A 24,383-nucleotide genomic window follows, 5' to 3' on the forward strand; every position below is an offset into this window, starting at 1 on the left:
TCGACGGGGAATGTGCCGACGGCGCGGGCTGGACCGGGGAACTGCACAGCGCCTGACACGGCTGCTGTATTCCTTCCTCGGCTGTCACCTCTTAGGTCATCGCACGACTTCGAAGAGTGTTACGCCCAATCCGCGTGGCCCGAGTCACACCCCATGTGCGACTAATCGGTCAGAACGGACGTTCTCGACCTATTCGCGCCGCCGGAGCCCCCGCGGCCCCGGGGACACATGATGTTCCCCGGGTTCCGCGCGGGTCCGGCGACGCGCGCTGCGCACAACTCCGCCCACCCTGCCACGGCGGGCCTCAGTGCTCGCGCGGAGCGGGCACGACCCGCTCCACCTCCGGGTGGACCGTGAGCAGCTGCCGCATGGCCGCTTCGGCGCCCTGGGCGTCGCCGGCCGCGAGGCAGTCGACGATCCGCGCGTGGTGGGTCAGGCAGGACTCGCCGGGGCGGTCACAGCCGGTGACCGGGCCGCCGGAGACCTGCAGGGCGGCGCCGACGATGCCGGAGAGGTGCTCCAGCATGCGGTTGCCGGCGAGCTGGATCAGCAGGGAGTGGAACTCGGCGTCGGCCCGGGTGAAGGTGATGCCGTCGCCCTGGGCATAGGCGTGGCCCATGATCTCGACCATGTCGGCGAGTCGCTGCTGGACGTCCTCGCGGCCGTGCCCCGCGGCGAGCCGGGCGGCGAGGGGCTCGATCGTCCAGCGCAGCTCGTTCAGCTCGCGGCGCTGGTCGTCGCGCTGGGGCCCGAAGGCCCGCCACTCGATGATGTCCGGATCGAGCAGGTTCCAGTCGCTGACGGGCCTGACCCGGGTGCCGACGTTGGGGCGGGCACTGACCAGGCCCTTGGCCTCCAGCACACGCAGCGACTCGCGCACGACGGTGCGGGAGACCTCGAAGCGCTGGCCGATCTCCTCCGGGACGAGCGGGCGGTCGGCGCCGAGGTCGCCGGAGACGATCATCTGGCCCAGCTGCTGGACGAGCTGGCCGTGCAGCCCTCGGCCGCGGCTGCCGGCGCTGCGACGACCGACCCGGCCGAGGTCCGTCTCCACCCCTTCCCAGGCGGGCGGGCCCACGCGCTCGGCGGCGGGCGCCTCCGCGTACGGGTAGCGATCGAGGTCGCCCGGGGCGCCGAGGCCGGAGTCGACGGAGCGGGCGGCGGTCATCATGGTGTGCGCAAGGGTACTCACGCATCCTTTGTCGGCGTGGCCCCGGTGGCCCTTGAGGTCTTTGGTGAAAAGCACACGAAAGGGTGATCGGCACCCGCTACACAATTGACGATTAATCGGACATAAGTGGGCATTTTCAAGAGAGTTGCCGGGGAAGCGAAGCGTTTCGATCCCTGCCTGATCACCAACGCGCTCTACGGTGAAGGCCAGTGATCAGATACGCGCAGAGCAGGGCGGTCAACGCCAGCGTCAGCGCCACCCCCACGGGCTGCGCCACCACCCGCAGCGCCCCCAGCATCCAACGGTCGGCGGCCAGCGGCCACTGCATGCTGGCAAATTCCCGCAGTCGGCCCGGGAGTCCGGCGATCGACCGGCCCGCAGGGGCCGAGGTGACCAGGCGCAGCAGCGGAGCCACGACGACGGGTACCGAGAGCACGGCGGCCACTCCCGCCGTGGCGACCCGGAAGACCCCTGCCCCGAGCACCCCCGCCCAGGCGCAGCCGACGATCAGACCGAGCCAACTCGCACAGAGGGTCGGCCAGTTTTCGGGTACGGGAATCAACTCGCCGCCGTAGACGAGGCGGAGTGCCTCCAGGTCGACCACCACGACGAGCACGGCGAGGACCAGGGCCACGGCGGCCGCGACCGTGAGCTTGGCGAGCAGCAGCCCGAGCCTGCGTGGCACGACGCCGCGTCCTGTGGTGAGTGCCGGGTAGCGGTATTCGTCGCCGAACGAGAAGGCGCCGAGCAGCCCGGCACCCAGGGCGGCGGGTGGCAGTGGCGAGAGCGCGGGCCAGCCCGCGAGGACCGTGGGCAGAGGTGTCCGGCCACTGCGCGCGAGGAGCACAGAGATCACCACGGAGGCGACGAGGACGGCCGCCGCGACCAGGGGAGTCGCCGGTACTCCGAGCAGCCTGCGGATCTCGTACCGCACCGGCCGCAGCGGCGAACGGGCAGGCCGCCGGACCTTCGACTGCCTGGGCTCGGGAGAGGCCGGCTCAGGTGAGGCTTCGGAAGGACGCCCCTCGGGCTCAGGTGAGGCTTCGGATCGACGCCCTTCGGGCTCCGGTGCGGGGTCGGAGGGGTTCCGCGAGCCGAGCAGGCCGGTGTCGCCCACCTCGTCGGCCAGTTGATGGATGAGGACGCCGTGCCGGAAGGCGGTCTCGCCGATCGCGGCGCAGTCGCTGCCGTAGACGGACAGCCGGTTTCCCCGCTCGGCGATCACTTCGACGCCACGACGGGCTGCGCGTGCCTCCTGGGTCACCGCGGCGGCGAGCCGCGCGGCGTGGGGTGTCCGGACGACCACGCGCGGCCGCAGGCGGGTACGGGCGAAGTCGGCCGCCTCCTGCGCCGCGACGAGCCGGCCCTTGTCGAGCGTGACGACCCGGTCGGCGTTGCGGGCGGCATCCTTGGGGTCCGCGGTGGTGTAGAGGACGGTGCCGCCGTCGGTGGCATGAGCGCGCAGGAGTTGGTGCAGCCAGGCCTTCTCACGGGCGGAGAGCCCGGCGCCGGGCTCGTCGAGCAGCAGCGTGTGCGGATCGCCCAACAGGGCCGAGGCAAGGCCGAGTCGGCGGTCCATGCCACGGGCCAGCCTGCCGATGCGCTGATCATGGAGGCCCGTGAGCCCCACGAGGTCGAGCATGTCGTCGGCCCGGGACGCCGGGACCCCGGCCGCGGCGCACAGCATCCGCAACTGGCTGCGCAGCGTCCGCGAGGGGTGCCCGGGAACGTCGCCGAACAGCACCCCGACCTCGCCGGCGGGGTGCGCGATGCGCTGGAGAGGGCGGCCGCGGAAGTACGTGACGCCCCGGCCCGGCTCGAGGTCGAGCATCAGTCGCAGGGCCGTGGTCTTACCGGACCCGGCGGGGCCGACAAGAGCGGTGACCTGGCCCGGCCGCGCCTCGAAGGTGAGATCGTCCACGGCGGGCGGGAGGTCACGGCGGGGGTTGCTGGTGAGTCCGATGGCCTGGAGCATCGCTTCTCTCGCGGTAGGTGAGACCGCTTCGCGGCAGGGCGGCTACCCAAGCAAGATATCGCTACATTTCGGACTTTCGGTGCAGGGTTGAGGCCCGGGTTGAGGCCCGGGGTCGCCGGGGAGCGACGCGGTCAGACCTCAGGTCGGAGCATCGGCGGGTTGAGCAGCGTCGCCCCGCCCGCGCGGAACAGCTGTGCGGGACGCCCTCCCTGACGGGTCGTGGTCCCACCGGCCGGCACCAGGAACCCTGGGGTGCCGGTCACCTTCCTATGGAAGTTGCGCGGGTCGAGCGCCACTCCCCACACCGCCTCGTACACCCTGCGGAGCTCGCCGACCGTGAACTCCGGCGGGCAGAACGCCGTTGCCAGCGAGGAGTACTCGATCTTCGATCGGGCCCGCTCGACACCGTCGGCGAGGATCCGCGCATGGTCGAAGGCCAGCGGCTCGGCCTGCTCGTCCGGCTCCACGGACCCTGGCTTGCCGAGCATCTCCTCCACCGGCGCCCACCGGGCGCTGTTCGCGTCGCCACCGGCGCGCGGGGCGGGCAGATCAGGGGCGAGTGCCAGGTGAGCGACGCTGACCACCCGCATCCGGGGGTCGCGCTGCGGGTCGCCGTAGGTGGCCAGCTGCTCGAGGTGCGCGCCGTTGCCAGGCATGGGCGCCGGGGTGCCCGGGTCGTGGACGCAGAGCCCGGTCTCCTCCACCAGCTCACGTGCGGCGGCCGCGCCGAGGTCCTCGTCGGCCCGGACGAATCCGCCGGGCAGCGCCCACCTGCCCTGGAACGGCGTTTCCCCCCGTCGTACCACGAGGGCGCACAGGGCGTGGCGCCGCACGGTGAGCACGACCAGATCGACGGTGACGGCGAAGGGCGGGAAGGCCGACGGGTCGTAGGGAGGCATGCCGCGATCATAGTCGTCTTCCTGACGATAAACACGCCCCTCCCCTGCATCGACCACGACTTCTTCGCGCTGCTCCGCAGCGCCCCTCGCCATGTCGAGCGGCATCCGGTCAGACCCCCAGCTGGAGGCCGTCGGCGGCCTCTTCGACCATGCCCAGCCCGAGCCGGCTGACCCGCGCGGAGAAGGGCTCACCAGCGACTCGGATCTCCGACAGCCGGACCGTGCCGAGCGGAGCCGACCGGACGGGGTGCAGGGCGACCGTGCCGCCGGGTGCGTCGGGCCGTACACCCACGAGGGTCGTCAGGAGATGGACCGCACCGGCTGCGGCGACCGCGGCCGGACGGCAGGCCGCCGGATGCGGAGCCGGTACCGCGCCTGCCGTCCGCAGGCTGCCCGCGTACATCTCGGGCAGCCGGTAGCCGAAGGCCTCCGCCGCGTCGAGGGTCCCCTTCAGCAACGACGCCGCCTCCTTTTCGTATCCCGCCGCGCCGAGACCGGCCACGGCCACCACCGTCTCGTGAACCCTCACCGCTCCGGCCCGGTGGCCGAACGGGTTGTTGCCGGGCTCCTTGGCACCGAGGCTGCGCAGTCCCCAGCCGGAGTCCAGCGCGGGGGTGCCCAACAGCCGGGCCAGCTGCTCGGTCTCGGACTTGTCCAGCAGACCTGGTGCGTACCGGCCACCGCCGAGAAGCCCGGTGTCGAGGAGGTGCGCCGCCCAGCCGCCGAGCCGGGTCCACGGCCGGCCGCCCGGCGCCGTGGCCAGAGCGGGCCTGCCCCCTGACCGGTCGTCGATCCAGAACTCCGCCCGGAACCGCTCGCGCAGCGCACGGGCCCACTCCCGCCAGGCGTCTCCTCCGGGTCGGCCACAGGCGTCGAGCAGGTCGGCGCCGAGTACGGCCGCGCGGTGGGCGTGGGCCTGTGTCTCGGCCCGCCACGGCCCGGCGGGCCCCGGGTCCGGAACGAACCCGTGCGGGTCGGCCGCCGCACGGAGCCAGTGGAGGCACCGCTCCGCGACGGGAAGCAGCTCCGCGAGGTCCTGCTCGGGCATCCCCCAGCGCCTGGCCTCGGCGAGGACCGTGGGGAAGGCGAGGGTCGCCTCGACTCCCGTACAGCGAGGCGGCAGGAAGGGGCCCGCGTCTCTGAGGGGGCCGGGAATGCGCCCGGACGCCGGTCCCGGTCCGTCGAGCTGGGTGCGGGCCATGGCCCGGAGAGTGGTGACGGCGAGCCGGGTGCCGAGCGGGAGCGCCATCCGCGCGGCCCAGAGAGCCTCGGCCGTGACCGGTCCGCAGCGCCAGGGCACTCCCGCGGCGAGATGCACATCGGCCGGGTGTTCCTGGTCTCGCTGGAGGAGCGCACGCAGATCGTCGACGGCGACACGCAGCAGCTCGCCGACCCGAGGATCGTCCCCTTCCGCACGGGCCTCCGCGATACCCACGCCCCCGGGCCGGCCGGTACCGGCACCGGCGCCGGAGGGACCGGAGAGCCCGTGGGGGCGGTCGCCCCGGACTCTGAGCTCGATGGTCCGGGCCGATCCGGGAGCCAGCTCGACCTCCCAGCGCAGAAGTCCGGCAGCCGCCAGAGCATCCGTCGGCGGTGGGTCGGTGGTGACGGACGCGCACCGGCCGTCGTCCGCGGTCCAGCGCATCCCCGTGCCGTGGACGCTCGCGACGAGTTCGGGGCTCGCCCGCCCCGCCGCGACGGCGCCCAGGTCCGCGAGATCCGTCCCCAGAGAGATTTCCACCGGGAGCCGAAGGGGCCTGACCGCGAAGCTGCGCAGCGTGATCCGCTCGGTTCCGTCGGCGCTCCGTGAGCGTTCGACGGTGAGACCGGGGTCGGGGCCAGTGTCTCCCGCCGTACGTACGACGGAGAGGAAGACGGCGCGGTCCGCTGCGTCCTGGCGGCCCTGGAGCGCGAGGGGTTCACGGCCGGCCACCCGCAGCACGCAGCGGGCAAGGAGTCGGCGTCCGGAGGCGTAGACCCCTTCGAGGCCCTGTCCGGTGAGCTGGCCGTGCCCTGGGCAGACGGCGAGTGCGGGCAGGGCGACACAGAGGAGTGCGTCGTGCACCGAAGGAAGCTCCGCCGGTCGTACGGCGCCAGGGGCCCTGAGGCGGGTGGCGGGCGCCTGTCCGGCCGGGAGTGCGTGGGCTGGGGCGGGACGAGAGGCCATGGGTGGTGTGCGGTGCTCTCTGTGCGATCCGGACTGCCGAGGAGGGGTCGGCGGCACGGTTCGTCAGGCTCCGCCACAGACGTGAACGCCGCTGCGGGCGGCCGGGTCACGGGCGTCATCGCCCGCTCCTCGTCCCGCGGGGTCCGCCGCCGCGCCGCGCCCCCGCGCCCCGCGGCGGCCTGGGCGAGACCTTGCCGGGTCGGGTGCCGGCCGTTCGCGGGCCCTGCCGGACGCCCTTGACCGGCCTGACCGCCCTCCCCGCCTTGCCCCGCTTGACCGCCCTGTCTTCCGTCTCCGCACTGTCCGCCTCGACCGGTGTGTCCGCCCCTTCCGCCTTGATCGTCGGCGGGCGGCCGTCCTGGAATCCGATCGGCCGGGCCGCGGCGCGGGCCTCCACCACGGTGGCGGCCCTCGCCCCGCGTTCGTGCCTGAGGCAGCTGCGCAGCGATTCGGGGTCGAGCCCCTCGTTGCAGGCCTGATGCAACAGGCGGGCGAAGACGTAGTCGGGGTCGGCGTCCAGCGCGAGGCCCAGGGCAGCCCGGGCGGCCGGTTCGTCCCCGGTGGACCAGGCCACCCAGCCGGCGAGGGTGAGCGGGGCGGCCGCGTGCTCGTCGAAGGGGGTGACGCAGCGCCGGGCCAGCGCGCGCCACAGGCGCAGAGCGGCGGCGCCTTCGCTGCCCTCCATCCACTCGGCGGCCTGGTCCCGCGTGTCCCGGTCCTGGAGGCCGAGGATCAGGGCCGCGGCCTCGTCCGTCCCGATCGCCGCGTCGTCCGATGCGTCCTGCTCGGCCGTTCCGGGGCCGCGCCCGGGGCTCGTCACGGGCGTCCTCGCCGTGGTGCCGGTCCCGCCGGGCGGGGTGTCGAACCGCCGGAGCACCTCCCGGGCGAGCGTGAGCGTCGCCTCCCTGACCTCGGCGCGCCCGGCGCCGGGCGGGCCGTCGAAGATCTTGGGGACGATCAGGGTCGCGCCCTCGTTCAGCGCCTTGCGCTGCCGCTCCTCGTCGGGCCACGACGGACGCGGCTTGAGCCGTGCCTCCATGTCCCGCAGGGATCCCCGGACCTGAATCCCGGCGTAGGCGGCCGAGGCCGCCATGACCGACGTACCGGTCAGCGCCATGGGCGTGCCGTCGGGCGGGCAGCAGCGGGTGTCGGGACAGCAGTAGGAGAAGTACAGGCCGTCGGAGATGCAGAGGGCTTCGTAGACGGGAATGTCGAGCGCGCCGCAGGCGGTGCGCAGGCGCTGGGCGAAGGGGCGCAGCCGCTCCATCACGTGCCGGCCCGTCTCGCCCGGTGCGGGGTCCTGGCAGAGGAAGACGACGATGCCGTCCGGGCGGGTGCCGCGCCGGGCGCAGCCGTCGACGAGGCACTCCGCGAGGTGTTCCGCCGTCGAGGGCCATTCCTTCGCCGATCGCGGGATGCCCAGCCTGACCCGGCCGCCGAATCGTCCGAGCTCGCCGTGGAGCGCGACGAGGACGACGGAATCGCTGGGATGGAAGCCGAGCATGAAGGGCAGGGCGTCGGCCAGTTCCGCGGGGCCGCGCAGGGTGATCTGATGAGTTTCGGTCGTTCCACGGAATTCGTGCGGGTTCGTGTTCATGGTCACGACGTTCTCGCGACCAGTGCCGACTCCGAAAGCCCTGTGGATAACTCGACGGGGAGGCCCTCACCAGGTTTTCCACAGGTTTCGCGGCCCGTTCGCGCATTGTCCGAGTCATCGGGTTGCATGGGGGCATGACCAACGCAGAGCGCCTCCCCGACCGCGCGGCCCTCCGAGCCACCGCCGACGCCGTACTCGCCCGCCTCGTCGGCGACCCCACGGGCACTGCGAGACTGCGCGAGGACCAGTGGCGTGCCATCGAGGCGCTCGTCGCGGACAAGCGGCGCGCTCTGGTCGTCCAGCGGACCGGGTGGGGCAAGTCCGCCGTGTATTTCGTCGCGACGTCGCTGCTGCGGGCGTCCGGCAGCGGTCCCACCGTGATCGTCTCCCCTCTCCTGGCGCTGATGCGCAACCAGGTGGAGGCCGCCGCCCGAGCGGGGATCCGCGCCCGCACGATCAACTCGTCGAACACGGAGGAGTGGGAGACGGTCCAGCAGGAGGTGGCGGCGGGCGAGGTCGATGTCCTGCTGGTCAGCCCGGAGCGGCTCAACAACCCTGGCTTCCGCGACGAGGTCCTTCCCCGGCTGGCGGCAGCCACGGGCCTGCTCGTGGTCGACGAGGCCCACTGCATCTCCGACTGGGGCCATGACTTCCGGCCCGACTACCGCCGTCTGCGGACGATGCTGGCCGAGCTGCCGGCGGGTGTTCCGGTCCTCGCCACCACCGCGACGGCCAACGCCCGTGTGACGGCGGACGTCGCCGAGCAGCTCGGTACGGGCGCGGGGACCGATGCGCTGGTGCTGCGTGGCCCGTTGGACCGCGAGAGCCTGAGCCTCGGTGTCGTCCGGCTGCCCGACGCCGCGCACCGGCTGGCCTGGCTGGCTGATCACCTCGGCGAGCTGCCCGGTTCGGGGATCATCTACACGCTCACGGTGGCCGCCGCCGAGGAGGTCACCGCGTATCTGCGCCAGTGCGGCCACACGGTCTCCTCGTACACCGGCCGCACCGAGAACGCGGACCGGCAGCAGGCCGAGGAGGATCTGCTGGCCAATCGGGTCAAGGCTCTGGTGGCGACATCGGCGCTGGGCATGGGGTTCGACAAGCCGGACCTGGGCTTCGTGGTGCACCTCGGTTCGCCGTCCTCCCCCATCGCGTACTACCAGCAGGTGGGCCGTGCCGGGCGTGGTGTGGAGCACGCCGAGGTGCTGCTGCTGCCGGGCAAGGAGGACGAGGCGATCTGGCAGTACTTCGCGTCGGTGGCCTTCCCGCCCGAGGAGCAGGTGCGCCGCACGCTCGACGTGCTGGCGCAGGCGGACCGTCCGCTGTCGTTGCCCGCCCTCGAGCCTCTGGTGGAGCTTCGGCGGACCCGGTTGGAGACGATGCTCAAGGTGCTCGACGTGGACGGTGCCGTGCACCGGGTGAAGGGCGGCTGGACGAGCACGGGACAGCCCTGGGTGTACGACTCCGAGCGCTATGCCTGGGTGGCGCGGCAGCGGGCGGCCGAGCAGCAGGCGATGCGCGAGTACGCGGCGGGGACGGGCTGCCGGATGGAGTTCCTGCGGCGTCAGTTGGACGACGAGGAGGCCGCCCCGTGCGGCCGCTGCGACAACTGCGCGGGGTCCCGGTTCGACCCGAAGGTGAGCGACGCGGCGCTCGATGCCGCCAAGGGAGAGCTCGGCCGGCCCGGTGTGGAGGTGGAGCCGCGCAAGATGTGGCCGACCGGACTCGCGGCGGTGGGCGTCGATCTGAAGGGCCGTATCCCCGTGGGCGAGCAGTCGTCCGGCGGGCGGGCACTAGGGCGGCTTTCGGACATCGGCTGGGGCAACCGGCTGCGTCCCTTGCTGTCCGAGCGGGCGCCGGACGGTCCGGTTCCGGACGATGTCGTGCAGGCGGTCGTGCGAGTGCTCGCCGACTGGGCGAAGGGGCCCGGGGGTTGGGCCTCCGGGGCACCGGACGCACCGGCCCGGCCCGCCGGTGTCGTGACGGTGGCCTCGCGCAGCAGGCCGAGGCTGGTGGACTCGCTGGGGCAGCGGATCGCGGAGATCGGCCGGATGCCGCTGCTGGGGGCGGTCGAGTACGCGCCGGAGGCCGAGGAGTTGCGGATCTCCCGGACGAACAGCGCTCAGCGGGTGGTCGGGCTCCACCAGGCGCTGACGGTGCCTCCCGCGCTGGCGGAGCGGCTGGGCTCGGCCGGGGGTCCCGTGCTGCTCGTGGACGATCTGTCGGACAGCGGCTGGACGCTCGCCGTGGCGGCCCGTCTGCTGCGCCGGTCGGGGGCCGAGGGGGTGTACCCCCTGGTGCTGGCGGTCCAGGCGTAGAACGGGGAGTGAACACTGGGTGTCTGGGCAGGGATATGAGTGGCATACCACCCTATTCCAGTCAGCGGCCTCAATTGCTCGTTGCCGCTCGCGCACAGGCCCGCAAGAATTGGGAAACCGCCCGGCATTGGCCCTGTACGCGGTCCGGAAGGACTGTGCCGTGGTGCGCCCTCACTCGACCCTGCCCGCCCAGCGGGCGCGTATCCGAAGGGAGGACCGTGACCTTCGGATTCGCTCCGTCCGCAGCCACCTCGATCACCTCGTCGTCCGAGTCCGCCAGCCGCCTCGCTCGGATGCTGGAACCGGCCGAGTGGGCGGCCGCCGGAATCCCGCTGCTGCGGAATCCTCGTGAGGTGGTCAGCGGCCTGCACACGCGCCATCGGCCGGCGCCCGCGACGGCGGTCGTCGCGGTGCTCGACCACGAGGAACGGCTCATCGCCAGCGCGTCGTTCACGCGTCGCCCGGTCCCCGCGGACGGCTGGGAGTTCCGCAACGCGCTCCTGGCTCATCTGCGGCGCGTGATCCCGCACGACCTGCGACGGCGCACTCCCGTACGGACGGCCGTGCTGCTCTACTGCCGTGATGGCGACGAGCGTTGGACGGAGGAGGACGGCGCCTGGATGTGGGGGTTGCGGGATGCCTGCACGCTCCACGGGCTGCGCTGTGGTGCGTACATCACTCTGACCCGCAGCGGTTGGCAGGTGCTGGGCGAGGGACGCGGCGGCAGGCACCCCGGCCTCGGATCGCGTCCCGACGCGCTCGGCGATGCAGCATCCGAAAGGGGAATCTTCGCTCCGCGCACGGCCGGAGGTGCGGCCGAGCCGCTGCGCCGGACCGCGGCCCGCTGATCGGGACGGCCGGTGCGCGCGACCACGGCCCGGCCGCCCGCGAGGGGCAGCCGGGTCACGACCGCGAGAGACGCTCCGGCTCAGACACCCGCGCCGAGCACGGCGTTGATGCGCTTCGGGTCGCCGCAGACGATGAGCAGCGTGGTCGCGCGTCCCATCGCCAGGGGCAGCGCCCGTGCGGTGACTTCGTCGGTCGAGCCGTTGACCGCCACGACGACGACGGGCCGTGCCGTGGCACGCTCCACGGCGGAGGCGTCCGCGAAGAACACGTCGTCGCCGGCGTCCTGCTGGGCCCAGTAGGCGGCCTCACCGAAGGACAGCTCGTGCGCCGCCCACGGGTGCTGCTCACCGGTGGTGAGCACGAGGATGTCGCCGGGGGCGCGGCCGCTCTCCAGGAGCAGATCGACGGCCTCTTCGGCGGCGTCGAGTGCGCCGTCGACAGGCGCCGGGATCAGCTGGATCTGCGGTCCGGACCGCTGTTCGGAACGATTCTCCGTGCGGGAGGACGGGGACTGCCCGGCACCGGGGTGCGGGCGCGGTACCGGCGGGGCGGGGCGAGCCGGTCGAGGACCGGGACTCCCGGGACGCGGCGAAGCCGCGGAACGCGGACCGGGTACGGGACGGGGGGTCGGCGCGGGGTGGCCTGCGGCCGTGCCGCGGGGACCCTGGGCACTCTCGTGAATCTGAGGCTCCTCGGGGATGAGAGGCATGGGTGGATGTCTATCAAACGCCGGTGCGCGAAGCTCCGGCGGGTGGGCACAATCGTGCGACCCGGCTGTTGGCATGAGCCTGCCGGGAAGTTCAGAAGTCGAAGCCGAGTTGGCCCCCGCTTTCCAGTGCGACCGCCTCGGCGGAGATCCGGACCTTCTTCAGGTGCCGCCACTGGGGCAGCGCGTCGAGGTACGCCCAGGAGAGACGGTGATAGGCGGTGGGTCCCAGCTCTCGCAGGGCGGCCTTGTGGACCGGCGAGGGGTAGCCCGCGTTGTCGCCGAAGCCGTACGCCACACACTCCAGCGCCTCGCTCGCCAGCTCTGCCATCATCGCGTCGCGCCGGACCTTGGCGATGACCGAGGCCGCCGCCACGGCAACGCAGGACTGGTCGCCCTTGATCACCGTACGGACCTGCCACGGGCTGCCGAGGTAGTCGTGCTTCCCGTCGAGGATCACCGCGTCCGGGCGTACGGGCAGGGCGTCCAGCGCGCGCACGGCGGCCAGCCGGAGCGCCGCGGTCATGCCGAGCTCGTCGATCTCCTCGGGGGAGGCATCACCGAGGGCGTAGGCAGTGACCCACTTCTCCAGTTCCGCGGCCAGGGCGGTACGGCGTTTGGGGGTGATCAGCTTGGAGTCCGTGAGCCCCTCGGGGGGCCGGCGCAGGCCGGTGATGGCCGCGCAGACCGTGACGGGGCCGGCCCATGCCCCGCGTCCGACCTCATCGACCCCGGCAATGATCTTGGCGCCGGTGGTGGCTCGGAGCGAGCGCTCGACGGTGTGAGTGGGTGCTTCGTAGGGCATGGCGCCAGACAGATTACGCCGATCCGCACCGCCCGCGATACCCGGATTCCCATCGGATGTCCGAAGCGGCCGGATGAAGCCCTCGGCGGCGGCGCGATCCGATCGATCATCGCGCCGATTGTGGTGTGCGTGGACCCCTGTTCCATCCCCAGCAGCGGGGAGGAACAGGGGTCCATGCGTGCCTTCGGACGGGCAGCGGCGTCCAGGTTCAGGGGGTGCCGAGCGAATCGCCGTACCAGGTGCCGTCCGCGTACGGGTCGTACTCGTCCTCCCTGCTCGGCACGCCGCATTCGGCCGGGGTCCGGTCGATCCCACGCTCCGTCAGGATCGTGCGCGCCCGCGCCTCCGACCAGCTGGTGGCGTACCAGCTGCCGTCGTCCTCACGCAGGCGCGTCTCGATGTCGAGGAGGGCGCAGGAGCGCTGAGGTTCGGGGAGCCGATCGAGCGCGGGTACGGCGTCGGCCGAGAGCCCGGCGAGGTAGGGGATGTCGATCTTGTCTGAGCTGGTGAACCGCTCGACGTTCTGCTCGGCGACGATGGCGTCGGGGGACGCGAGGCCGAAGAGAAGCATGCCCGCGGCCGCGCTCACGGCCACCGCGCGGGGCAGCAGGCGGGCGCCGAAGATCCCCGCGGCCATGATCAGCAGAATGACCAGGCCCAGCCACATCTCCATGGCGGCCACCGAGATGCGCAGCCGCGTGAGCCCGTACGCGTCCACGTACAGGTCCATCCTGCGCAGCGCCGAAGCGACCACGACCAGGGTGAGGACGCACAGGGTGCCGAGGACGGCGCGTACGAGCGTGCGGTCACGCGGGTCCGCACGCGGCGCCCAGCGCAGGGCGAGGCCGATCACCACGAGAGTGAGGAGCGTCGCCATCAGAAGCTGCCAGAAGCCCTCGCGGGCGTACGCGGAGTAGGTCAGGTCGGTCTCGCTGAGGACCTTGTCGTATCCGCCGAAGAGAACGGCGAGTTGGACCGCGTTGAAGGCGGCGAAGAGCAGATTCAGCACGACGAGCGGCAGGGCCCATTCCAGTCGCGCCCGTGCCTTGCCGGGGCTGATGGCCATCCGGTCCCAGCGCAAGGGCGCGGCGGCTGTTCGGGCGAAGGCGATGGCGCCGAACAGCCCGAGCAGGAAGAACGAGAGCCGCCAGGGCGCCTGCCCCAGTGACACGTCGGGGATGAGCGCGCCGAGCAGATCGGCGAAGGCCGCGTCGGCTCCGGCGAACAGCGCACCGAAGACGACGAGCAGGACGACGGCCACCGCGACGGTCCGTACGACCGGACCCCACCGGCCCCGCGAGCCGTCGGCCCGGTCGCGCAGGCCGTGCCAGACCCAGGCGCTGCCGGAGCCGAGGGAGTCGAAGAGTCCGACGGGCGAGAGCAGGACGCTTGGCCAGCCCCGGCCGCCGTGCAGGGCCAGGGCCGTCACGCCGAGGGCTGAGACGATCGCGAGGAAGGTCGGCCAGCCGGCGTCGCGCAGCGCGGGTACGGCGAGGAGGGCGAGGCCGCCGACTGCCCAGACCAGCGTCCAGGGACGGAGGCGGCGACCCGCCGCCCGCGCGGCGAAGGCGGCCGCGAGGACAGCGGGAGCGGCCACGATCATCAGATTGAGCCCGATGCCCTCGCCGAGGAGCAGGGCGCTGAGCAGGGCGGTGGCCAGGACGGCCCAGAGGGTCGGGGCGGTCACCGGAGCCGGGGCGCTGGGGCGCAAGCGGTGGAGCCATGGCTCCCTCGGAGGCCCCGGTGGCGCCCAGGGGTGCGGCGGCCGGGCGTACGGCGGCTGGCCGCCCGGCCCGAGAGGCCAGCCGCCCGGCCCCCCGGCGGCTGCCACGGCCCGGGGCCGCGGCTGCGGCTGCGGCTGCGGCTGCGGCTGCGGCTGCCCAGACGGTACGGCGCCGGACGGCGTCGTACCGGCGGAGCGCTGGGGCGCAGGGTCAGGCTTGGCTTGAGCCCTGTCCTGCGGCGGTGGCGGTTCGGACGGTATGTCGGACACGGGACCCCCTCCCGACCCGGTCGCGTTCGTGCCGTGAGGGCGGAGGGTTGCGGTCCGGGTGTCGCGTCGGCGCGCTCTCGTCATGATCAGCGCTGCGGAGTGGCCGACTCTAACGCCGGTCCGGCTGGACGGGCCCGGCGGGCCGGCGCTGTGTCAGGACCGTGACACTCGCCGGCCCGCAACGAAGGTGCGGGCCGGCGTTCAGGCCCCCGTGATCAGAGGCTCGACCTTGGGGTCAGGGACGGACCGCGGCCGGCAGCCAGTCCGGCAGTTCCTCGGTCCGCTCCAGCCAGGAGGCGGGCGGCGCGCCGACCGTACTGGAGGCCACGACCCCGCCGGCGATCGCGCAGGTGGTGTCGACGTCCCCGCCGACCTGGGCGGTCGTCCAGAACACCTGCTCGTAGTCGCCGAGGGCCCGGGCAGCGGACCAGAGCGCGAACGGGACGGTGTCGTGGGCGCTGGTGCGGCGCCCACTTCCGAGGACCGCCGCTACGGTCGCGGCGTCACCGTAGTCGAGCATGTCGCGGGCCCGGCGCAGCCCCGCGCCGACGGCGCTGCGCGGTACGAGGGCGACGACCCCGTCCAGGAGCTCCGTGGGCTTCGGCGGACCGGCCGGGTTCGCCGCCAGCGCGGCGGCGGCCGCCACGGCCATGGTGCCGACGACGGCCTCACGGTGCTGGTGCGTGGTGTACGCGGAGATCTCGGCCTGATGGGTCGCCTGCTCCGGGTCGTCGGCGTACCAGGCGCCGAGCGGGGCGATCCGCATCGCGGCGCCGTTGCCCCAGGAGCCCTGCCCGTTGAAGAGCGCGGCGGCCAGCTCACGCCAGTCGCCGCCCTCCCGGATGAGCCGCAGCATCCGGTTGACCGCGGGCCCGTAGCCCCGGTCGAAGTCATGGTGCTCGGCGAACGAGTGAGCGAGCGCGTCCTGGTCGATCCGGTCGTGCCGGGCGAGCACGGCCAGGACCGAGCACGCCATCTCGGTGTCATCGGTCCACTGCCAGGTTCCCGACGGCAGTTCGCGTCGTTTGAGCAGCGGATAGTTGGCGGGAACGAAGAACTGGGAGCCCAGGGCGTCTCCCACGGCCAGCCCTCGAAGGCTGGCCAGGGCGCGTTCGAAGCGCCGGTCGAGAGAGGAGTCAGCGGTCATCGCTTCACCACTCTATCCGGTGTCGCCGTACGGTTCCGGGGTACGCCAGTGCTCGAACGGCCGGTCCAGGCTGTACCGGCCGTCCTCACCGAGCAGCAGTGTCCGTGTCTCGCCGTTTCCCGGATTGGACAGCGACTCGAACTCGGCGACGGTCCAGTGGAACCAGCGCATGCAGAAGAGCCGCATCGTCAGCCCGTGGGTGACCAGCAGGACGTTCGGCGGGTGGTCCGGTGCCTCGAAGCTGCGGTACAGGCTCTCCAGGAACGCCCCGACCCGGTCGTACACGTCCGCTCCCGACTCGCCCTGCGCGAAGCGGTAGAAGAAGTGCCCGTACGCGTCGCGGTACGCCTTCTGGAGTCGTACGTCATCCCTGTCCTGCCAGTTCCCCCAGTCCTGCTCCCTGAGCCGCGGCTCCTCCCTCACCCGGACCTGCTCCGGGTCGAGCCGGAACTCCCGGAACGTCTCGTGGGTGCGGCGGTACGGAGAGACGTACGCGCTGACCTGTTCCTCCCCGAACAGTCCCCGCAGCCGCGCCCCCGTCTCCCGCGCCTGCCGCAGACCGGTCTCGGTGAGTCTGAGCGCGTGGTCGGGCTCCCGCTCGTACACCGTGTCGTCGGCATTGCCTTCGGACTCTCCGTGTCGTACGAGGACGATGCGCCGCGGTCGTGCCATGCCATGACCCTAGATGGCGCTTCCCGGCCGGGCTCAGCCGAGGGGGCGTCCGGCGTCCATCCGGCGTATGGCACCCGTGAACCGGCGGCGCAGCTGCCGGTCGTGGGAGACCACGACCAGGGCTCCGGCCCACTGCTGAAGCGCTTCCTCCAGCTCCTCGACAAGGCCGAGGGCAAGATGGTTCGCGGGCTCGTCGAGCAGCAGCAGGTCGACAGGCCGGGCCAGCAACCGGGCGAGAGCGAGCCTGCGGCGCTGCCCCGCGGAGAGGCTGCCGACCGGCACGTGGAGGTCGCCGGGCCGGAACAGTCCGTACGAGAGGAGCAGTTCGGCCTGCTCGTCGTCGGTGAGGGCCAGCCCGCGGCCGAAGGCGGCGAGGACGCGCTCGGCGGGCCGGTGGGCCGGTATCTCCTGGGCGAGGAACCCGATCCGGCCGCCGCGGCGGACTTCCCCGGTGTCGGGTTCGGTGAGACCCGCCATGACGCGAAGCAGCGTCGACTTGCCCACCCCGTTGTCCCCGTGGATCAGGAGCTTCTCCCCCGCCCGGACGGTCAGCCGGTCGACGGCCAGCCGGTCCGCGACGCGCACCGCGGTCAGCGAGACCAGTTCCCCCTCAGCGCCTCCTGCGACCGGCCGCGCGGCGAAGGAGAGCGGTCGCGGTGGCTTGGTGACCGGTTCGGCCCGGAGGCGGCGCAGTCGCTCCTGGGCGTTGCGGACCCGGCCCGTGACCGACGCCTGGACCCGGCCGCCGGCCCGGTCGTACGCCATCTTGTTGTTGTCCCTGATCGAGCGACCCGCGGCGACCCCATGGGCGGTGGTCGTGGCGTAGACCTCGAGCCGGGCCGTCTCCTCGCGCCACGTCTCGTACGCCTGCTCCCAGCGCTGCCGGGCGGCCGCCCGCTCGGCGCGGAAGCCGGCGTACCCGTCGCCGTACCGCACGACGGTGCGCCGCTCGGCGTCGACCTCCAGGACGGACGTGGCCACCCGTTCCAGGAAGACCCGGTCGTGGGAGACGGCCACGACGGTGCCGCGGTGGGCGAGCAGTGCCTCCTCCAGCCAGTCCAGGGCGTGTTCGTCGAGATGGTTGGTCGGCTCGTCCAGCAGGAGCACTTCGGGCGCGGCGGCGACGGCGCAGGCGATGCCGAGCCGGGCCTGCTCCCCGCCCGACAGGCTGCCGAGCGGACGCTCGCGGCCTATGGAGGCGAGTCCGAGGCCGTGCATGGCCTTGTCGACGCGTGCGTCTGCTTCGTACCCGCCGCGCAGTTCGAAGGCCGTGAGCAACTCGCCGTAGGCGTCGAGTTCGTCCGCTCCGGCCGTGGCGAGAGCCGCTTCGCTCTCGCGGAGCCGCCGTTCCATGGTCCGAAGCTCGGCCAGCGCGTCGTCGATCGCGTCGGCGACGGTGTGGTGGGCCGACAGGCGTGGGGTCTGCGCGAGCATTCCCGTACCGCCCTCGACAAGGGTGGTGATCTCCCCCTCGTCGGGCGCTTCGAGGCCTGCGAGCAGTCGGAGCAGGGTGGTCTTGCCCGCTCCGTTCTCCCCCACGATCCCGATCCGCTCACCGGGGCGCACGGTGAGCGAGATCCGGTCGAGCAGCAGGCGTTCGCCGCGGGACACGGTCACGTCATGCAGAGAGATCTGTGTGGGCAAGGGCGCCTCCGGTGACGGTCGACAGGACACAGCCTCTCCCGAACAAACGCAACGTGAGTGGCATTACGACGACTATGGCACACTCGAACGACTAACGCAACGGGAGTAGCAATTGAATGCCTCGATCGAGAGTGAGACGCCTCCGCCCGGCAGCCGCCGCCCCGGCGGCCGTACCGCGCGCACCCGGGCCGCCGTCCGCGACGCCGTACTGACAGGGCTGGCCGAACACGGCTATCCGGCGCTCACCGTCGAGTACGTGGCGGAGCACTCCGGAGTGCACAAGACGACGCTCTACCGCCGATGGGGCAGCCTCGAAGGGCTTCTCGCGGACGCCTTGATGCTCGCCGGCGAGGACAGCTGGGCGCCGCCCGACACCGGCAGTCTGGAGGGTGATCTGCGGGCGCTGGCCCGTGAGGTGGTCGACTCCTTCTCCGACCCTGCGACCTCGGCGGCTCCCACCGCGTTCGTCGGCGCCGCCTTCCAGTCGGAGCGCGCCGCCGAGGCGCTGCGCGCCTTCTACGCGGAGCGCTTCACCCGCTGCGAAGAGGTCGTCGAACGGGCCCTGGCCCGCGGCGAAGCGCCCGAGGGCACGGACGCGGGCGCGGTCGTGCGCGCCACGTCCGCGCCTCTGTTCCTGCGCCTGTTCGTCACCCGCGAGCCGGTCGACACGGCACTGGCCGACCAGTCGGCCAGTGCCGCGGCAGCCGCCGTCGCGGCCGGAGCCTTCGTCACCCCGCCGGCCCCCGCCGCGGCCGGTCCTGGCAAGGCGTGATCAGACCGTCCAGGACGGCTCGAGCTGCACCACGTCCCCGCTGAGCGCCGCCACGTCGGCCTCCGTCTGGGCACGCAGCCCGAGCCGTTCGACCCGCTCCACCCGGTACTTGCCGTGTTCCGCGGCGGACCGCCACATCGACAGCACCACGAACTCGTTCCCCGGCGCCTCTCCAAAGACCCCGCGCAGCATGCCCGGCGAGCCAGCCATCGCCGGGTTCCACACCTTCTCCTGCATCAGCGCGAAGTGCTCGACCCGGCCCTCGTGGACACGGCAGTGCGCCACCCTCGCCACATCGGCGTCCGCGAACTTCGGCTCGAAGCCGGTCTTCACGTCGAAGCGGTGGTCGAAGAGCTTGACCTGGCTGTCCTTGAACGAGCCCGACTGTGTGGCCGCCAGCCGGTCGTGGGAGCGCGCCATGAACGAGTCGTAGAACGCGCGGCTCTCCCAGAACGAGAAGACATGGGCGACATCGGGCCGCGCCCGGCTCCACCCACCGCCCTGGCCCCGGAACCCCGGCTCACCCAGCAAACCCGCCCATTTCCGCTGCCCCCGCTCGAACCCGCGACGGTCCACCACGGTGCAGCGAATCCACTTGACCAGCACGGCGCCATCGTACGGGGCATTCACCGTCCGCCACCCCGTTCTCGCGCGGAGTGCGCATGACACCATGAACAACCGGTCCGGGACCATGGGTAGTTGACCGGGCCCAGGGTTGCCAGTCGTACACAGAGAGGGGATTCACGGTGAGCGGACTCAACAAGGGGGTCGGCAAGGTCGAGGTGACGCTCAAGTGGGACCCCAGTCCGATCGGCGCCGCGGCGCACGATCTCGACATCATCGCCGGGGTCTACACGGCGGACGATCCATACGGCCCGCCCGCCTATCTGGTGCACTTCGACAGCCGCTCCCCCGACGGCACGATCACGCTCAGCCGGGACAGCCGTACGGGCCAGGGCTTCGGCTACGACGAGGCGATGATCCTCGAACTCGACCGTCTCGCGCCGCTCTACGCGCGCGTGGTGGTGGGAGTCGCCATCCAACAGGGCGCCGGCAAGCTGACGTTCGGCGCCATCGCCAACACCGGCGTACGGGTGCGTGAGGGGTACACCGAACTGGCCGTTCATGGCTTCGACGATGTCGCCGCGTCCACGGCGGCGACGGTCGTGGAGTTCACGCGCGACGGGCCGGACGGCTGGTCCTACCGGTCGATCCGTCGCGGCTTCGACGCGGACCCGCAGACCTTCGCGGCGCAGATGGGCGCCAGGACCGCCTGACCCTGCCCGGCGCAGGCGCGTCATGACGCAGGAGGGGGCCGGCCCGAGGCCGGTCCCCCTCTCATTCACCGTTCGGCCCGCGACCGCTGCGGGGGGACAGCGGAGTGTCGGCGAGGGAGGCCCGTAGATCGAGTTCCGGCGCGACGGAGTCGACGAGCCACGTCAGCCGTTCATGGCCGGCCGCCAGACCCTGCCGCGCCGTGTCACGCCACTCCTCACGACCGAGCAGGTCGAGATACGCCCTCCTGGCCCCGCCCCAACGCGCCTTGAGGCCGGCGTCGTCCGACCAGGCAGGAACTTCACCGGAAGACCACGGAGCCTCCTGGCCAACTCGCGCGGCGGGGCACCTGTGTCGTCGAAGTACGCGTCGAGGACCCGCGCGGCGTCGACGCCGTCCCGGGCGTAGCCGAGCGGTGGTTTTTTCCGTGCTCCGGGCCGGGGCCGCCCCGCGCCGGTGGTTTCTGGTCGTGCGCGGAGGGCGGCAGCGAGGCCACACAAACGCCGAGGGCGGCGGCGCCGACGAATCGGCACCACCGCCCTCACGCGCGAGCATCACCCGCGAGCTGAGCTCAGGTCAGCTGCAGGGGTCAGCTGCAGCCGCTGGTCGAGCCGCAGCCCTCGCAGATGTAGCAGGAGCCGGCCCGCTGCATCTTCGTACCGCAGGAGAAGCACAGCGGGGCGTCCGCGCTGATGCCCAGCTGCATCTCGACGAGCTCCGCCGAGGTGTGCGCCTGCTTCGGGGCCGGGGCCTCCGCCTTCACCGGGGTCGAGACGGCCTTCAGGGTCTCCGTCTGACGCGGGGCGGACTGGGCAAGGCCCTCGACGTCCATCTCGTCGTCGGCGGCCTCGTAGGAGCCCGTCTCCAGGTGACGCTGACGCTCCTCGGCCGAGTGGATGCCGAGCGCGGAGCGGGTCTCGAAGGGCAGGAAGTCCAGCGCGAGACGGCGGAAGATGTAGTCGACGATCGACTGCGCCATCCGCACGTCGGGGTCGTCCGTCATACCGGCCGGCTCGAAGCGCATGTTGGTGAACTTCGAGACGTACGTCTCCAGCGGGACGCCGTACTGCAGACCGACGGAGACGGCGATGGAGAAGGCGTCCATCATGCCGGCGAGCGTCGAACCCTGCTTGGACATCTTCAGGAAGACCTCGCCGAGACCGTCGTCCGGGTAGGAGTTGGCGGTCATGTACCCCTCGGCGCCACCGACCGTGAAGGAGGTGGTGATCCCCGGGCGGCCCTTGGGCAGACGCTTGCGGACCGGGCGGTACTCGACGACCTTCTCGACGGCCTCGCGGATCGTCGCCTCGGACTTCGCGGTGACCTCGGTCTTCTCCTCTTCCTTCTTCTTCGCGGAGAGGGGCTGACCGACCTTGCAGTTGTCGCGGTAGATGGCGAGCGCCTTGACGCCCATCTTCCAGGCCTCGAAGTAGACCTCCTCGACGTCCTCGACCGTGGCCGTCTCCGGCAGGTTCACGGTCTTGGAGAGGGCGCCGGAGATCCACGGCTGGATGGCGGCCATCATGCGGACGTGGCCCATCGCGGAGATGGAACGCTCGCCCATGGCGCAGTCGAAGACCTCGTAGTGCTCGGTCTTCAGACCGGGGGCGTCGATCACATTGCCGTGCTCGGCGATGTGGGCGACGATCGCCTCGATCTGCTCCTCCTGGTAGCCCAGGCGACGCAGGGCCTGCGGGACGGTGCCGTTGACGATCTGCATCGAGCCGCCGCCGACGAGCTTCTTGAACTTGACCAGGGCGAGGTCGGGCTCGAGGCCGGTGGTGTCGCAGGACATCGCGAGACCGATGGTGCCGGTCGGGGCGATGACCGAGGCCTGCGCGTTGCGGAAGCCGTTCTTGGCGCCTAGGCGGATCACGTCCTGCCAGGCCTCCGTGGCCGCGGCCCAGATCGGCGAGTCGAGGTCGTCCATGCGGACGGCCACGGTGTTCGCGTCGGCGTGCTGCTTCATGACGCGCTGGTGCGGCTCGGCGTTGCGGGCGTAGCCGTCGTACGGACCGACGACCGCGGCGAGCTCGGCGGAGCGCTTGTACGAGGTGCCGGTCATCAGCGAGGTGATGGCACCGGCCAGGGCGCGGCCGCCGTCGGAGTCGTACGCGTGGCCGGTGGCCATGAGCAGGGCGCCGAGGTTGGCGTAACCGATGCCCAGCTGACGGAAGGCGCGGGTGTTCTCGCCGATCTTCTGGGTGGGGAAGTCGGCGAAGCAGATGGAGATGTCCATCGCCGTGATGACCAGCTCGACGACCTTGGCGAAGCGCTCGGAGTCGAACGACTGGTTGCCCTTGCCGTCGTCCTTCAGGAACTTCATCAGGTTCAGCGACGCGAGGTTGCAGGACGTGTTGTCCAGGTGCATGTACTCGCTGCACGGGTTCGAGCCGTTGATGCGGCCGGACTCGGGGCAGGTGTGCCAGTGGTTGATCGTGTCGTCGTACTGGATGCCCGGGTCGGCGCAGGCCCACGCGGCCTCGGCCATCTTGCGGAACAGCGCCTTGGCGTCGACCTCTTCGATGACCTCGCCGGTCATACGGGACGTCAGGCCGAACTTGCCGCCCTCCTCGACCGCCTTCATGAACGTGTCGTTCACGCGGACCGAGTTGTTGGCGTTCTGGTACTGGACGGACGTGATGTCGTCGCCGCCCAGGTCCATGTCGAAGCCCGCGTCACGCAGCGCGCGGATCTTCTCCTCCTCCTTGACCTTGGTCTGGATGAAGTCCTCGATGTCGGGGTGGTCGACGTCGAGGATGACCATCTTCGCCGCGCGGCGGGTGGCGCCGCCCGACTTGATCGTTCCTGCGGAGGCGTCGGCGCCGCGCATGAAGGAGACCGGGCCGGAGGCGTTGCCGCCGGAGGAGAGGAGCTCCTTGGAGGAGCGGATGCGGGAGAGGTTCAGGCCGGCGCCGGAGCCGCCCTTGAAGATCATGCCCTCTTCCTTGTACCAGTCGAGGATCGACTCCATGGAGTCGTCGACGGACAGGATGAAGCAGGCGGAGACCTGCTGCGGCTGCGGCGTGCCGACGTTGAACCAGACCGGCGAGTTGAAGCTGAAGATCTGGTGCAGGAGGGCGTACGCCAGCTCGTGCTCGAAGATCTCGGCGTCGGCGGGCGAGGCGAAGTAGCCGTACTCCTCACCGGCCTTCGTGTACGTCTTCACGATCCGGTCGATGAGCTGCTTCAGACCGGTCTCGCGCTGCGGGGTGCCGACGGCCCCGCGGAAGTACTTGCTGGTGACGATGTTGACCGCGTTCACCGACCAGAAGTCGGGGAACTCGACGCCACGCTGCTCGAAGTTGACCGAGCCGTCGCGCCAGTTGGTCATGACGACGTCACGACGCTCCCAGACCACCTCGTCGTACGGGTGCACGCCAGGGGTGGTGTGGATGCGCTCGATACGCAGGCCCTTGCTCGCCTTGGCTCCCTTGGCGCGGGAACCTCGTGCCGGACCGCTCGCCGTCTCTGTCATGCCGCCTCCCATATACGGGCAAAACACACTTAAATGCCCAGATAATCCCAGGGCACTGTCTTCTTTGTCTGCTGTCGCGAGCCCCACGCGGGATGCTCGTGACACGTCTTTTCGGCCGCGACGCGACCGGCCACGACCGGACCCTCGGTCCGGTCCGCCGGTCAGTCGGCGGCGGTGGCGGGAACGGGGACCTCGGGGGTCGCTCCGATCCCGCCGTTCTCCCCGGAGGGCCGTCGCTCGCGGAGCTCCGCGACGGCGGCCTCGAAGTCGTCGAGGCTGTCGAAAGCCTTGTAAACGGATGCGAAGCGCAGGTACGCGACGAGGTCGAGCTCCTGCAACGGACCGAGGATGGCCAGCCCCACGTCGTGGGTGGTCAGCTCGGCACTTCCGGTGGCGCGCACCGCCTCCTCGACCCGCTGGCCGAGCTTGGCGAGGGCGTCTTCGGTCACGGGGCGCCCCTGGCACGCCTTGCGCACACCGGAGATGACCTTGGTGCGGCTGAAGGGTTCGGTGACGCCCGAGCGCTTGATCACCATGAGCGAGCACGTCTCGACCGTCGTGAAACGACGGGAGCAGTCGGGGCACTGGCGGCGGCGTCGGATCGACGTCCCGTCGTCGGTGGTGCGACTGTCGACGACACGGCTGTCGGGGTGCCTGCAGAAGGGGCAATGCATGGTTCCGACCCTCCCTCACGGCACGACTGAATAGCCTCGCCGAGCCCGTCAAGGCCCCTCGAAGCGACCACCAGCATAGGCGATGCGGGCACCCCCGGCCGACGGGGGACCACAACTTGTAGGTGGCTGATGCAATCCAACCACTAGATCTGGGGTTGGGTCCGATTTCCGTCACTTCGCGCGTGTCGCGCGACCCGTGCGCGGAGGGCCGGCCACGAGGGTACGGGAAGCGCGCGGTTCC

At 71.8% G+C, this 24,383-nt stretch carries 18 protein-coding genes; 4 read left to right on the forward strand and 14 right to left on the reverse strand.

Going from position 1 to position 24,383, the window contains the following annotated elements; all coding sequences use genetic code 11:
• Positions 1 to 304 precede the first annotated feature (304 nt).
• From ACFY8U_RS27560 to ACFY8U_RS27580, 5 genes are all read right to left on the reverse strand, one after another.
• Positions 305 to 1,192, reverse strand: a complete 888-nt coding sequence (locus ACFY8U_RS27560; protein WP_389574840.1) for a FadR/GntR family transcriptional regulator — start codon at positions 1,190 to 1,192, stop codon at positions 305 to 307.
• A 160-nt stretch (positions 1,193 to 1,352) separates the two neighbouring features.
• Positions 1,353 to 3,146: an ATP-binding cassette domain-containing protein gene (locus tag ACFY8U_RS27565; RefSeq protein ID WP_389574844.1), complete on the reverse strand. Its 1,794-nt coding sequence runs from the start codon at positions 3,144 to 3,146 to the stop codon at positions 1,353 to 1,355.
• A gap of 131 nt (positions 3,147 to 3,277) precedes the next feature.
• Entirely contained in the window at positions 3,278 to 4,045 is a 768-nt protein-coding gene (locus ACFY8U_RS27570) for an NUDIX domain-containing protein (RefSeq protein ID WP_389574847.1), read from the reverse strand.
• A gap of 109 nt (positions 4,046 to 4,154) precedes the next feature.
• Entirely contained in the window at positions 4,155 to 6,212 is a 2,058-nt protein-coding gene (locus tag ACFY8U_RS27575) for a glycogen debranching N-terminal domain-containing protein (RefSeq protein ID WP_389574850.1), read from the reverse strand.
• 115 nt (positions 6,213 to 6,327) lie between these two features.
• Positions 6,328 to 7,809, reverse strand: coding sequence for a DUF4192 domain-containing protein (locus tag ACFY8U_RS27580; protein WP_389574853.1), 1,482 nt, complete (start codon positions 7,807 to 7,809; stop codon positions 6,328 to 6,330).
• A gap of 134 nt (positions 7,810 to 7,943) precedes the next feature.
• Here ACFY8U_RS27580 and ACFY8U_RS27585 point away from each other — a divergent pair, with 134 nt between their 5' ends.
• Entirely contained in the window at positions 7,944 to 10,127 is a 2,184-nt protein-coding gene (locus tag ACFY8U_RS27585; RefSeq protein WP_389574855.1) for a RecQ family ATP-dependent DNA helicase, read from the forward strand.
• A gap of 218 nt (positions 10,128 to 10,345) precedes the next feature.
• Positions 10,346 to 10,975, forward strand: a complete 630-nt coding sequence (locus tag ACFY8U_RS27590; RefSeq protein ID WP_361441693.1) for a hypothetical protein — start codon at positions 10,346 to 10,348, stop codon at positions 10,973 to 10,975.
• Between the two features lie 80 nt (positions 10,976 to 11,055).
• Here ACFY8U_RS27590 and ACFY8U_RS27595 read toward each other — a convergent pair whose 3' ends face one another.
• The 6 genes from ACFY8U_RS27595 to abc-f form a co-directional block, all read right to left on the reverse strand.
• Complete coding sequence (locus tag ACFY8U_RS27595; RefSeq protein WP_361767592.1) at positions 11,056 to 11,685, reverse strand: hypothetical protein; 630 nt, start codon at positions 11,683 to 11,685, stop codon at positions 11,056 to 11,058.
• A 91-nt stretch (positions 11,686 to 11,776) separates the two neighbouring features.
• A complete protein-coding gene (locus tag ACFY8U_RS27600; RefSeq protein WP_361441688.1) occupies positions 11,777 to 12,487 on the reverse strand; it encodes a ribonuclease HII in 711 nt (236 codons plus the stop codon).
• 208 nt (positions 12,488 to 12,695) lie between these two features.
• Positions 12,696 to 14,198, reverse strand: coding sequence for a DUF4173 domain-containing protein (locus ACFY8U_RS27605; protein ID WP_389574858.1), 1,503 nt, complete (start codon positions 14,196 to 14,198; stop codon positions 12,696 to 12,698).
• 517 nt (positions 14,199 to 14,715) lie between these two features.
• Entirely contained in the window at positions 14,716 to 15,627 is a 912-nt protein-coding gene (locus ACFY8U_RS27610; protein ID WP_389574861.1) for an ADP-ribosylglycohydrolase family protein, read from the reverse strand.
• A 12-nt stretch (positions 15,628 to 15,639) separates the two neighbouring features.
• On the reverse strand, positions 15,640 to 16,299 hold the full coding sequence (locus ACFY8U_RS27615) for a histidine phosphatase family protein (RefSeq protein WP_389574864.1): 660 nt from the start codon (positions 16,297 to 16,299) through the stop codon (positions 15,640 to 15,642).
• A 33-nt stretch (positions 16,300 to 16,332) separates the two neighbouring features.
• A complete protein-coding gene (gene abc-f, locus ACFY8U_RS27620) occupies positions 16,333 to 17,943 on the reverse strand; it encodes a ribosomal protection-like ABC-F family protein (protein ID WP_389574867.1) in 1,611 nt (536 codons plus the stop codon).
• Between the two features lie 112 nt (positions 17,944 to 18,055).
• Between abc-f and ACFY8U_RS27625 the strand changes: the two genes are divergently transcribed.
• Positions 18,056 to 18,715 (forward strand): TetR/AcrR family transcriptional regulator, encoded by a 660-nt coding sequence (locus ACFY8U_RS27625; RefSeq protein ID WP_389574870.1) that lies wholly within the window; start codon positions 18,056 to 18,058, stop codon positions 18,713 to 18,715.
• On the opposite strand, the gene ACFY8U_RS27630 is transcribed toward ACFY8U_RS27625, so the two are convergent.
• Positions 18,716 to 19,321: a YdbC family protein gene (locus tag ACFY8U_RS27630; protein WP_389574873.1), complete on the reverse strand. Its 606-nt coding sequence runs from the start codon at positions 19,319 to 19,321 to the stop codon at positions 18,716 to 18,718.
• A 140-nt stretch (positions 19,322 to 19,461) separates the two neighbouring features.
• Between ACFY8U_RS27630 and ACFY8U_RS27635 the strand changes: the two genes are divergently transcribed.
• Positions 19,462 to 19,992 carry a TerD family protein gene (locus tag ACFY8U_RS27635; RefSeq protein WP_389574876.1) on the forward strand — a complete coding sequence of 177 codons (531 nt, stop codon included), beginning with the start codon at positions 19,462 to 19,464 and terminating at the stop codon, positions 19,990 to 19,992.
• 587 nt (positions 19,993 to 20,579) lie between these two features.
• On the opposite strand, the gene ACFY8U_RS27640 is transcribed toward ACFY8U_RS27635, so the two are convergent.
• Together ACFY8U_RS27640 and nrdR are read right to left on the reverse strand one after the other, a co-directional pair.
• Positions 20,580 to 23,468 (reverse strand): vitamin B12-dependent ribonucleotide reductase, encoded by a 2,889-nt coding sequence (locus ACFY8U_RS27640; RefSeq protein WP_389574879.1) that lies wholly within the window; start codon positions 23,466 to 23,468, stop codon positions 20,580 to 20,582.
• Positions 23,469 to 23,629: 161 nt separating this feature from the next.
• The gene (gene nrdR, locus ACFY8U_RS27645) at positions 23,630 to 24,142 is read right to left on the reverse strand and encodes a transcriptional regulator NrdR (RefSeq protein WP_389574882.1); all 513 of its coding nucleotides are present in this window, start codon (positions 24,140 to 24,142) and stop codon (positions 23,630 to 23,632) included.
• Between the last annotated feature and the right edge of the window lie 241 nt (positions 24,143 to 24,383).

This window comes from Streptomyces sp. NPDC012508, from assembly GCF_042902595.1.
GTDB lineage: Bacteria > Actinomycetota > Actinomycetes > Streptomycetales > Streptomycetaceae > Streptomyces.

What these genes read in the sequence shown, in the direction of transcription:
- ACFY8U_RS27565 (WP_389574844.1), bottom strand. Translation starts at nt 3,146, where the DNA reads ATGCTCCAGGCCATCGGACTCACCAGCAACCCCCGCCGTGACCTCCCG.
- ACFY8U_RS27570 (WP_389574847.1), bottom strand. Translation starts at nt 4,045, where the DNA reads ATGCCTCCCTACGACCCGTCGGCCTTCCCGCCCTTCGCCGTCACCGTC.
- ACFY8U_RS27575 (WP_389574850.1), bottom strand. Translation starts at nt 6,212, where the DNA reads ATGGCCTCTCGTCCCGCCCCAGCCCACGCACTCCCGGCCGGACAGGCG.
- ACFY8U_RS27580 (WP_389574853.1), bottom strand. Translation starts at nt 7,809, where the DNA reads ATGAACACGAACCCGCACGAATTCCGTGGAACGACCGAAACTCATCAG.
- ACFY8U_RS27585 (WP_389574855.1), top strand. Translation starts at nt 7,944, where the DNA reads ATGACCAACGCAGAGCGCCTCCCCGACCGCGCGGCCCTCCGAGCCACC.
- ACFY8U_RS27595 (WP_361767592.1), bottom strand. Translation starts at nt 11,685, where the DNA reads ATGCCTCTCATCCCCGAGGAGCCTCAGATTCACGAGAGTGCCCAGGGT.
- ACFY8U_RS27600 (WP_361441688.1), bottom strand. Translation starts at nt 12,487, where the DNA reads ATGCCCTACGAAGCACCCACTCACACCGTCGAGCGCTCGCTCCGAGCC.
- ACFY8U_RS27610 (WP_389574861.1), bottom strand. Translation starts at nt 15,627, where the DNA reads ATGACCGCTGACTCCTCTCTCGACCGGCGCTTCGAACGCGCCCTGGCC.
- ACFY8U_RS27615 (WP_389574864.1), bottom strand. Translation starts at nt 16,299, where the DNA reads ATGGCACGACCGCGGCGCATCGTCCTCGTACGACACGGAGAGTCCGAA.
- ACFY8U_RS27640 (WP_389574879.1), bottom strand. Translation starts at nt 23,468, where the DNA reads ATGACAGAGACGGCGAGCGGTCCGGCACGAGGTTCCCGCGCCAAGGGA.
- nrdR (WP_389574882.1), bottom strand. Translation starts at nt 24,142, where the DNA reads ATGCATTGCCCCTTCTGCAGGCACCCCGACAGCCGTGTCGTCGACAGT.